This window comes from Kitasatospora sp. NPDC058406 (assembly GCF_042722765.1).
In the GTDB taxonomy this organism is placed as follows: Bacteria; Actinomycetota; Actinomycetes; order Streptomycetales; family Streptomycetaceae; genus Kitasatospora.
Window position 1 is genome coordinate 1 of the sequence record NZ_JBHXKE010000280.1, and the last position, 10,886, is coordinate 10,886.

Consider the following 10,886-nt stretch of genomic DNA (forward strand, 5'->3'; position numbering starts at 1 on the left):
ACATCCACCAACGACCAGTCCACATACGGCTTCAGCGCACCCTCCACCTCCGCCAGAGCCCGCGCGAACACCGGGGACTCGGCCGACAGACGCCGGCCCATCCCCACCCACTGCGAACCCTGACCCGGGAACACGAACACCGACCGGCCCGCCACCTCCGCACGGCCGGAGACGACACCCGTCGCCTCCTCCGCGCGCGCTGCCGCGCCCAGCGCCGTCAGGACGGCCTCCCGGTCGGCGGCCACCACCACCGCCCGCTGCTCCAGCGCGGCACGCGCGGTGAGGAGGGTCCGGGCGGTCCGCGCCAGGTCTGCGTCGGGCCGTTCGGCGAGGAACCGGCCCCAGCCGTCGGCCTGGGCGTGCAACCCGGGCTCGGTGGCGGCCGACAGGACCAACGGCAGGGCGGCACCCGGCAGTACGTCGTTCGAGGCACGGCCGGCCGACGGGGAGACGGCGGACTGCTCGTCGGGCTGCTGCTCCGACGGCTCGTCGGAGGACTGCGGCGCGTCCTCGGCAGGGGCCTGTTCGAGGATGACGTGGGCGTTGGTGCCGCTCACGCCGAAGGACGACACGGCGGCCCGGCGCGGCCGGTCCACCTCCGGCCACTCCCGCTCCTCCGTCAACAGCGCGACCGCACCCGACTCCCAGTCCACCTTCGAACTCGGCGCGTCGATGTGCAGACTCTTCGGCAGCACACCGTGCCGCAAAGCCTCCACCATCTTGATCACACCCGCGACACCCGCCGCCGCCTGCGCATGCCCGATGTTCGACTTCAACGAACCCAGCCACACCGGCTGCTCCGCCGGACGACCCTGCCCGTACGTGGCCAGCACCGCCTGCGCCTCGATCGGATCACCCAGCGACGTCCCCGTCCCGTGACCCTCCACCGCGTCCACGTCCGCGGCGGTCAGCCGGGCGTCGGCGAGCGCGGCCCGGATCACCCGCTCCTGCGAGGGGCCGTTGGGCGCGGTCAGGCCGTTCGACGCACCGTCCTGGTTGACGGCCGAGCCCCGGACCACGGCCAGCACCTCGTGACCCAGCCGCCGCGCGTCCGACAGCCGCTCCAGCAGGAGGACCGCGGCGCCTTCGGCGAGGCCCGTGCCGTCTGCGGCGTCGGCGTACGCCTTGCAGCGACTGTCGCGGGCCAGGCCGCGCTGCGTCGCGAAGTCGACGAACACCTCCGGCGTGGCCATGACGGCGACACCGCCGGCCAGCGCCAGCGTGCACTCCCCGTCACGCAGCGCCTGCGCCGCCAGGTGCAGCGCCACCAGCGACGACGAGCAGGCCGTGTCCACCGTCACCGACGGACCCTCCAGCCCGAGGGCGTAGGAGATGCGGCCCGACGCCACCGAACCCGAGTTGCCGATGCCGAAGTAACCCTCCAGCCCCTCCGGGAGGTTGAGCACGTGGTGCGCGTAGTCGTGGTACATCAGGCCGGCGTAGACGCCGACCGGCTGCCCACCGAGCGAGGTCGGGTCGATGCCCGCCCGCTCCAGCAGCTCCCAGGACGTCTCCAGCAGCAACCGCTGCTGCGGATCCGTCGCCAGCGCCTCACGCGGCGAGATCCCGAAGAGTGCGGCGTCGAAGCCGCCCGGGTCGGTGAGGAAGCCGCCCTCCTCCGCGTAGGTCTTCCCGGCCGCGTCCGGGTCCGGGTCGTGGAGGGAGTCCACGTCCCACCCCCGGTCGCGGGGGAACGGGGCCATGGCGTCGGTGCCGTCGTGGACCAGCCGCCACAGGTCGGCCGGGGAGGCCACGCCGCCGGGCAGCCGGCAGGCCATCCCGACGATGGCGATCGGCTCGGTGCGCCGGGCCTCGGCGTCGCGCAGGCGGCGCCGGGTCTGCTGGAGGTCGGCCGTGACGCGCTTGAGGTAGTCGCGCAGCTTGTCGTCGTTCGACATGGGGTTCTTCCTCGTATCCGTCATCAGGAAAGGCCGAGTTCGTTGTCGATCAGGTCGAAGAGCTCGTCGTCGGAGGCGGCGTCCAGGTCGACGCCCTCGGCGTCCGGCTCCTCGCCCGCCTCCGCCCAGCGGGCGGTGAGGGCCTCCAGACGGGCGGTGACCTGGGCCCGCAGACCGTCGGGCGTCCCGGACGTGGCCGCCAACGCCGCTTCGAGCCGGTCGAGTTCGAGCAGGACGGGCGGCACGACCGCGGCCCCCGCCAGGCCGAGCCGGTCCCGCAGGTGTTCCGCGACGGCGGTCGGCGTCGGGTGGTCGAACACCAGCGTCGCCGGGAGCCGGACACCGGTGGCCTCCGTCAGGCCGGTCCGGATCCGCAGCGAGGTCAGCGAGTCGAAGCCGACCTCCTTGAAGGTCTGGGTGGCCCGCACGGTCTCGTCGATGCTCTGGCCGAGGACCTTCGCCGCGCCGGCGCGGACCACGTCCAGGAGCAGGCGGAGCTGTTCCGCCTCGCTCACCGCGGTGAGCCTCCGGAGCAGGGCCTCACGGCCGTCCCCGGTCGGCGTGGCCGCGGTGGTGGTGGCGGTGCGGCGGGGAGTGCGGACCAGCCCGCGCAGCAACGGGTTCAACTCACCGCTCGCCGCCTGCGACCGCAACACCCCCCAGTCCAACCGCGTCGGCACCAACACCGCCTCCGACGAACCCAACGCCGCGTCGAACAACGCCAACGCCTCACCCGACGCCATCGCCGACAGACCACCACGCTTCAACCGCGCCCGGCCCTCCTCCCCCAGATGACCCGTCAGACCACTCGCCTCGGCCCACAACCCCCACGCCAACGACACCCCCGGCAAACCCTCCGCCCGCCGCGAACGCGCCAACCCGTCCAGGAACGCGTTCGCCGACCCGTACACACTCTGACCCGCACTCCCGAACACCCCCGCACCCGACGAGAACAACACGAACGCCGCCAGACCCAACCCCCGCGTCGCCTCGTGCAGATACCACGCCGCATCCGCCTTCGGACCGAACACCTCCCCCACCCGCTCCACCGACTGCGCCTCGAACACCCCGTCCGCCAACGCACCCGCCGTATGCACCACCGCCGTCAACGGACGACCCCCCGGCACACCCCGCACCAACCCCTCCACCACCGACCGCTCCGACACATCCGCGGCCACCACCTCCACCGACGCCCCCAACGCCGACAGACCCGCCACCAACTCCCCCGCACCCGGCGCCGCACCACCACGCCGACTCACCAACAACAGATGACGCACCCCGTGCGACTCCACCAGACGCCGAGCCACCAACCCGCCCAACGTCCCCGTCCCACCCGTCACCAACACCGTCCCCGCCGGATCCAACACCCCGACGGACCCGGACACGGCCGCACGCACCAGGCGCGGCACCACCGCGTCACCGTCACGCCACACCACCTGCGACTCACCCGACGCCAGCAGGCCCCCCAGGACCGACGGCTCCACCGCCGAGGCGGGGAACGCCGCTCCCTCGCCACCGAGGAGGAGGACGCGGCCGGGCTGCTCGTGCTGGACGGAACGGACCAGCCCCCACACCGCGTTGACCGCCGGGTCCGCGTCGGGCAGCCCGGTCGCGACGACCAGCGTCTCGCCGGCCCGGGCAGGATCCGCGAGCCCGTCGTGCAGGAAGGTCGCGACCCGGCCGAGCAGCGCGCGGGCGCCCTCGGGCCCGACCGCCGGCTCGCCGGTGAGGTCCAGCACCGCCGGGACGGCCGTCCCGGCCTCCGCGACCGGGGCGAGGGGCGCCCAGGCGACGCTGTAGAGGTGCTCGGCCCCGGCCGCCCCGAGGGCGGTGAGCCGGTCGACCGGCACCTGCCGCAGCGACAGCGACCCGATCGAGGCCACCGGCAGTCCGGCCGGGTCGGTGAGGACGAGCGAGAACGCGTACGGACCCGTCTGCCGGGCGTGCACCCGCAGGGCGGTGGCCCCCGACGCGAACAGGGCCACGTCGTTCCAGGCGAACGGCAGCAGGACGTGCCCGGGCTCCGGCTCGGCGACGGCCAGGAAGTTGGTGGCCTGGAGCGCGGCGTCCAGCAGCACGGGGTGGATCCCGTAGCCGGCGGCGGCCAGGCCGGCGGGCAGCGCCACCTCGGCGTGCACCTCGCCGTCGTGCCGCCAGGCGGCCCGCAGCGCCTGGAACGCCGGGCCGTAGACGAAGCCCCGCTCGGCCAGCCGCTCGTAGAAGCCGTCCAGCGCGACCGGCTCCGCACCCGCCGGAAGCCACGGGCCGGGGGCCGCGGCGCCCGGCCCGGCCTCCCCGCCGAGGAAGCCGCTGGCGTGCCGCGTCCAGGCCCCCTCGCCGCCCTCGGGCCGCGAGTACAGGGCGAACGGCCGCCGGGCATCGGGCGCGTCGTCCTCCGGCGCGTCGACCCGCACGTGCAGGTGCAGGGCACCGCGCTCGGGGACGACGAGCGGAGCCTCGATCACCAGCTCGTCGACGGCGGGGGCGCCCGCCTCGTCACCGGCCCGCGAGACCAGCTCCAGCAACGCTGCCCCCGGGGCGAGGACGGTCCCGGCGACGGCGTGGTCCGCGAGCCACGAGTGGTCCCGCTGCTCCAGCCGGCCGGTGAGCACCGACCCGCCCTCCGGCAGCGACACGGCCGCACCCAGCAGCGGGTGCCCGACGGGTGCCAGCCCGGCGGCGCCCACGTCGGCGGTGGGACGCGTCTCCAGCCAGTAACGTTCGTGCTGGAAGGGGTAGGTGGGGAGGTCGGAGGGCCGCAGGGTGCCGGCGTCGGCGAACGCCGCCGACCAGTCCACCCCGACCCCGCGGACGTACAGCTCGGCGGCCGAGAGCAGGACCCGGTCCCACGCACCGTCCTCACGCCGCAACGTCCCCGTGACCACCGTCGGAGCCTGGACCGCCTCCTCCAGCGCCTCCACCAGACTGTGCGCCAGCACCGGGTGCGCACTCACCTCCACGAACGCCCGGAACCCCTCGGCGGCGAGCGTGTCCACCGCCTCGGCGAAGCGCACGGTCTGCCGCAGATTGCGGTACCAGTACCCGCCGTCCAGCTCAGGACCCTCCAGCCACCGGCCCTCCACCGTCGACAGGAACGGCACCCTCGCCGCCTGCGGCTTCACCCCGGCCAGGAGCTCGGCGAGTTCCTCCTCGATCGACTCGACGTGGGACGTGTGGGAGGCGTAGTCCACCGGGACGCGCCGCACCCGCACACCCTGCTCCTCGAAGCCCGCCACCAGCGTGTCCAACGCGCCCGGGTCACCGGCCACCACCACCGACGACGGCCCGTTCACCGCCGCCACCTCCACACCGGCCGGCAGACCGCCCACCACCTCGGCGGCCGGCAGCGCGACGGACACCATGCCGCCACGACCCGCCAGACCCCGCGCGATCGCCTGCGAACGCAGCGCCACCACGGCAGCGGCGTCCTCCAGCGACAGGATCCCCGCGACATGCGCCGCCGCGATCTCACCCTGCGAATGCCCCACCACCGCGTCCGGCACCACACCCAACGAACCCCACACCCGCGCCAGACCCACCATCACGGCGAACGACACCGGCTGCACCACGTCCACCCGCTCCAGCGAGGCTGCACCCGGCACCTGATTCACCACATCCACCAACGACCAGTCCACATACGGCTTCAGCGCACCCTCCACCTCCGCCAGAGCCCGCGCGAACACCGGAGACTCCGCCAGCAACCGCCGACCCATCCCCACCCACTGCGAACCCTGACCCGGGAACACGAACACCGACCGGCCCGCCACCTCCGCACGGCCCGCCACCAACCCGGGCACAGCCTCGCCGGAGGACAGCGCCCGCAGTCCGGTCAGCGCCTGCGCCTGATCGGCGGCGACCACGACGGCCCGCCGCTCCAGCGCGGCACGGGAGGAGGCGAGCGTGCGGGCGACGGCCGGCGCCTCGGCGGCGGTCCGGGAATCCGCGAACTCCGCGAGCCGCCCGGCCTGTTCGCTCAGCGCCTCGGTGGTCCGGGCGGAGAGCAGCCAGGGCACCGGTGTGACGGACCCGGCGTCGAACTCGGCGGGGGCCTCCTGGACGGGGGCCTGTTCGAGAATGACGTGGGCGTTGGTCCCGCTCACGCCGAAGGACGACACGGCGGCCCGGCGCGGCCGGTCCACCTCCGGCCACTCCCGCTCCTCCGTCAACAGCGCGACCGCACCCGACTCCCAGTCCACCTTCGAACTCGGCGCGTCGATGTGCAGACTCTTCGGCAGCACACCGTGCCGCAACGCCTCCACCATCTTGATCACACCCGCGACACCCGCCGCCGCCTGCGCATGCCCGATGTTCGACTTCAACGAACCCAGCCACACCGGCTGCTCCGCCGGACGACCCTGCCCGTACGTGGCCAGCACCGCCTGCGCCTCGATCGGATCACCCAGCGACGTCCCCGTCCCGTGACCCTCCACCGCGTCCACGTCCGCCACGCCCAGCCGGGCGTCGGCGAGCGCCGCGAGGATCACCCGCTCCTGCGAGGGACCGTTCGGCGCCGTCAGACCGTTCGACGCACCGTCCTGGTTGACGGCCGAGCCCCGGACCACGGCCAGCACCTCGTGACCCAGCCGCCGCGCGTCCGACAGCCGCTCCAGCAGCACCAGGCCCACGCCCTCGGCCCAGGCGGTGCCGTCGGCCGCGTCCGCGTAGGCCCTGGCCCGGCCGTCGGCCGACAGCGCACGCTGGCGGGAGAACTCGACGAAGGAGGTGGGCCGGGCCATGACGGCGACACCGCCGGCCAGCGCCAGCGTGCACTCCCCGTCACGCAGCGCCTGCGCCGCCAGGTGCAGCGCCACCAGCGAGGACGAGCAGGCGGTGTCCACCGTCACCGACGGACCCTCCAGCCCGAGGGTGTAGGAGATGCGGCCCGACGCCACCGAACCGGCGTTGCCCGTGCCGAGGTAGCCCTCCAGCCCGTCGGGGACCTCGGCGAGGTCGGTCGCGTAGTCGTGGTACATCAGACCGGCGTACACGCCGACCGGCTGCCCCTTCAGCGACGTCGGGTCGATGCCCGCCCGCTCCAGCAACTCCCAGGACGTCTCCAGCAGCAACCGCTGCTGCGGATCCGTCGCCAGCGCCTCACGCGGCGAGATCCCGAAGAAGGCGGCGTCGAACTCGCCGGCGTCGTGCAGGAAGCCGCCGTGGCGCGCGTAGGAGGTGCCGGGGACGGTCGGGTCCGGGTCGTAGAGGGCGTCGAGGTCCCACCCCCGGTCACGGGGGAACGGGGTGATCGCGTCGGTGCCCTCGCTGACCAGCCGCCACAGGTCGGCCGGGGAGCCGACGCCGCCGGGCAGCCGGCAGGCCGCCCCGACGATGACGACGGGGTCGTCGGCCGGCGGCGCGGTGCGCGGCACGGGGACGGGCCGGGCGGCGGCGGGCTTGCCGGTCAGCACGGTGAGGAGGAAGGCCGCGACGGCGGTCGGGGTGGGGTGGTCGAAGGCGAGGGTGGCGGGGAGCCGCAGGCCGGTGGCCGCGGTGAGACGCCCGCGCAGGTCGACGGCGGTGGCGGAGGTGAAACCGAGGTCCTTGAACGGGCCGTCGGGCCGGATCGCGTCCGGGCGGTCGGAGGCGAGCTGGGCGGTCTCCGCGAGAACGAGGTCGAGCAGGTCCCGCTGCCGGTCGGCGGTGGACCGGCCGGACAGGCGGCGGCGCAGTGCGGCGGCGGTCGCGCTGTCGGGGGTGCGCGGACCGGCCGGGGCGTCGATGAGGTCGCGCAGCAGGGCCGGAACGTCCGGCGGGGCGAGGGCGTCCAGCCCCTCCGCGTCGAGCCGGAGCAGCAGGAGCGAGGTGTGGTCGGCCAGGTGGGCGGCGTCGAACGCCGCCGCGCTCTCCTGGGCGGTGAGCCGGCCGAGGCCCGGCGGCACGGTCCGCCCGTCGCCGTCGGCGGGACCGGTGCCGAGGGCGAGGCCGGGCAGGCCGCGCTGGACCCGGTGGCGGACGAGCGCGTCGAGGAACGCCGCCGCGGCGGCCTCCCCGTCGGCGCCGGGCGCGCCGAGCAGGCCGGCGGCGGGCGTGTACACCACGAAGGCGGAGAGGTCCGCGGCGGCGGTCAGGTCGTGCAGGTTGATCGCCGCGGCGAGGGTGGCCGCGAGCCCGGGGAACGCGGCGCCGGGGGTGTGGACGACGGCGTTGAAGCGGACGCCGGGGGCCGCGACGTAGGCGGCGAGGGCGTCGCGGTCGGCGGGGTCGACGGCGGTGAGGGTGACGTCGGCGCCCGATTCGGTGAGCCGGGCGGCGAGTTCGGCGGCGGCCCGGTCGTCGGGGCCGTGGGTGCTGGTCAGCAGGACGCGGCGCACGCCCCGCCCGGAGACGAGGTGGCGGGCGACGGCGGCGGCGGTCGCCCCGTCGGCACCGGTGACCAGCACGGCGCGGCGCGGGTCGAAGCGGGCCGGGGGCTCGCCGTGGGCGAGCGCGGCCGACACCCGGGCGGCGCGCGGCCTCAGCGGGACTCCGGAGCGGATGACGAGTTGCGGCTCGCCGGAGGCGACGGCGTCGGCCAGCGCGGCGGCGGCGGTCTCCTCGGCGTCGAGGTCGACGAGGACGAACCGGCCGGGGTGCTCGGCCTGGGCGGCGCGGACCACGCCCCAGAGCGGGGCCTGGACGAGGTCGGTGGCGCCGTCGGCGACGGCGCCGCGGGTGACGACGACGAGCCGGGTGTCGGACAGCCGCTCCTCGGCGAGCCAGGCTTCGAGCTGCCGGTCGAGCCGCCGCACGGCGTCCTCGACGTCGGCGGCGAGCGGACCGGGCTTGCGCAGGCCCGCGCCGCAGCCGAGCAGGGCGACGTCGGGGAGCGGGTCGGCGGCGGCCAGCGAGGCGGGGTCGCGGTGCGCGGCGCCGGCGCCGAGGGCGTCACCCAGGCCGAAGCCGTCCGTGCCGAGCACGGCCCAGGTGCTGGTGGCCGGGCGGGCACCGGGGACGGAGGAGAGCGGCAGCCAGTCGACGCGGAACAGGTGCTCGTAGTGGCTGCCGCCGGCGGCCCGGAGCCGGGCGGGCGCGTCGAGCAGGACGTGACGGGTGATCTTGCCGGAGGCGGTCCGCGGGATGCGGTCGGTCTCGTACAGCTCCTCGGGGACCTTGAAGTACGAGAGCCGTTCCCGGCAGGCGGCCAGCAGGGCCTCCGGGTCGAGGCCGCCGGGACCGGGCACCAGGAAGGCCACCGGGACCTCGCCCAGTACCTCGTGGGGCTTGCCGACGACGGCGACGTCCGCGACACCGGCGACGCCGCGCAGCACCTCCTCGACCTCGGCCGGGTGGATGTTCTCCCCGCCGCGGATGATGAGTTCCTTGATCCGGCCGGTGATGGTGAAGTAGCCGGATTCGTCGCGCCGGGCGAGGTCCCCGGTGTGGTACCAACCGCCGCGCAGCGCCTGCTCGGTGGCCTCGGGCTGGTTGTGGTAGCCGAGCATGACGCTCGGGCCGCGCACCCAGACCTCGCCCTCCTCGCCGTCGGCGGCGTCGAGGCCGGTCTCGACGTCGACGAGCCGCACGCCGAGGCCGGGCACGGGCAGGCCGCAGGAGCCCTCGACCCGGGCGCCGGTGGGCCAGTTGACGGTGATCGAGCCGCAGGTCTCGGTGGACCCGTAGGCGTCGATGAGCGGCGCGCCGAACGCCTCCTCGAAGGAGCGGCGCAGCGCGGCGGTCGTCATGGCGCCGCCGACCAGGCACATCCGCAGGGCCGGCGCGGAGAAGCCGTCCTCGCGGGCGGCGCGCACCAGTTGCTGGTACATGGTGGGCACGCCCGCCAGGAAGGTCGCGGACTCCTCGCGCACGGCCTCCAGGACGTCCTGCGCGGCGAACCCGTCGAGGATGCGGGCGGTGGCGCCGACCGCGGTGACGCTCAGCACGCACGCGATGTGGGAGAGGCTGTGGAAGAGCGGCAGCGGCCACACCACCCGGTCCTCGGCGCTGAGGCCGGGCACGGGCACGTAGCAGGCGGCGACCGACCAGAGGCAGTTGCGCTGGGTGGAGAGGACGCCCTTGGGGCGGCCGGTGGTGCCGGAGGTGTAGAGCATCCAGGCGGGGTCGTCCAACCCGAGGTCGTCGCGCGCGGGGGTGGCGGGCGCGGTGGTGGCGAGGGTCTCGAAGGAGAGGGCGCCGGCCGGGACGGGGCCGTCGCCGGTCACGATCACCCGCAGGTCGGCCCGGCCGCGCGCGAGGGCCTCCAGGGCGCCGGCCCGGGCCGCGTCGGTGATCACCACGCGGGCGCCGCTGTCGTCGAGGAGGTGGGCGAGCTCGGTCTCGGTGGCGTGCGGGTTGAGCGGGACGGCGATGGCACCGGCCCGGAGCACGCCGAAGTAGCTCTCCACGACCTCGACGCTGTTGCCGAGCAGGATCGCCGCCCGGTCGCCCGGTTGGAGGCGCAGGTCGGCGAGGTGTCCGGCGATCCGGCCGGTGCGGTCGTGGAGCTCGGCGTAGGTCACGCCTCGGACCGCGTCGCGGAACGCGGTCTTGTCCGAGCTGTCGCGGGCGTGCTCGGCCAGCAGTTCGGGCAGCGGCCGGATCAGCTCGGTGCGCAACATGCCGTCACTTCCTTACGTCGGGTCGGTCGGGTGCGGGTACCCCGGTGTGTTCCGGCCGGACGGGGCCGGGAATGGTGCGGGGATTTCCGTTTTCCGCCGGGCGGAACGGGCGGGCTGACGAAAGCCGGATTACTTCTCGGAAAAGGGGGCGGTGAATTTCCGCGCGGCCGGTCCTGGGAGGCCGTACGCGAATTCCCGCCCGTCACAGTCTCGTCCGGCGGGGGCCTCGGGCCGCCCCTATCCGACCCCCTATACGGTCCCTATTCGCAGCGGCCACGCGGGCGGCGGGCGGGCGGAGGCGGGCGCCGGGGGACGGCGGGGGGCACCGGGCGACGGCGGCGGAGGCGGGCCGCGGGGCTGCGGGTGTCCGGGTGGCCGGGTGGCCGGGAACGACGCCGCCCCGCCGAGCCTGCGCTCGGCGGGGCGGGTGGGCGGTCCGGGCCGGGAGGGAGCC

Annotated in this window: 2 protein-coding genes; both read right to left on the minus strand. The window is 75.3% G+C overall.

The window, feature by feature from the left end; all coding sequences use genetic code 11:
• Nucleotides 1-1,922 (minus strand): type I polyketide synthase (locus ACFWOG_RS35385; RefSeq protein WP_380363402.1); only part of this gene is annotated, 1,922 nt, incomplete at its 3' end.
• Complete coding sequence (locus ACFWOG_RS35390) at nt 1,922-10,432, minus strand: SDR family NAD(P)-dependent oxidoreductase (protein ID WP_380363404.1); 8,511 nt, start codon at nt 10,430-10,432, stop codon at nt 1,922-1,924. The genes ACFWOG_RS35390 and ACFWOG_RS35385, both read right to left, overlap by 1 nt.
• Between the last annotated feature and the right edge of the window lie 454 nt (nt 10,433-10,886).

Excerpts from the sequence above, each read along its gene's own strand:
- ACFWOG_RS35390 (WP_380363404.1), bottom strand. The coding sequence starts at position 10,432 with ATGTTGCGCACCGAGCTGATCCGGCCGCTGCCCGAACTGCTGGCCGAG.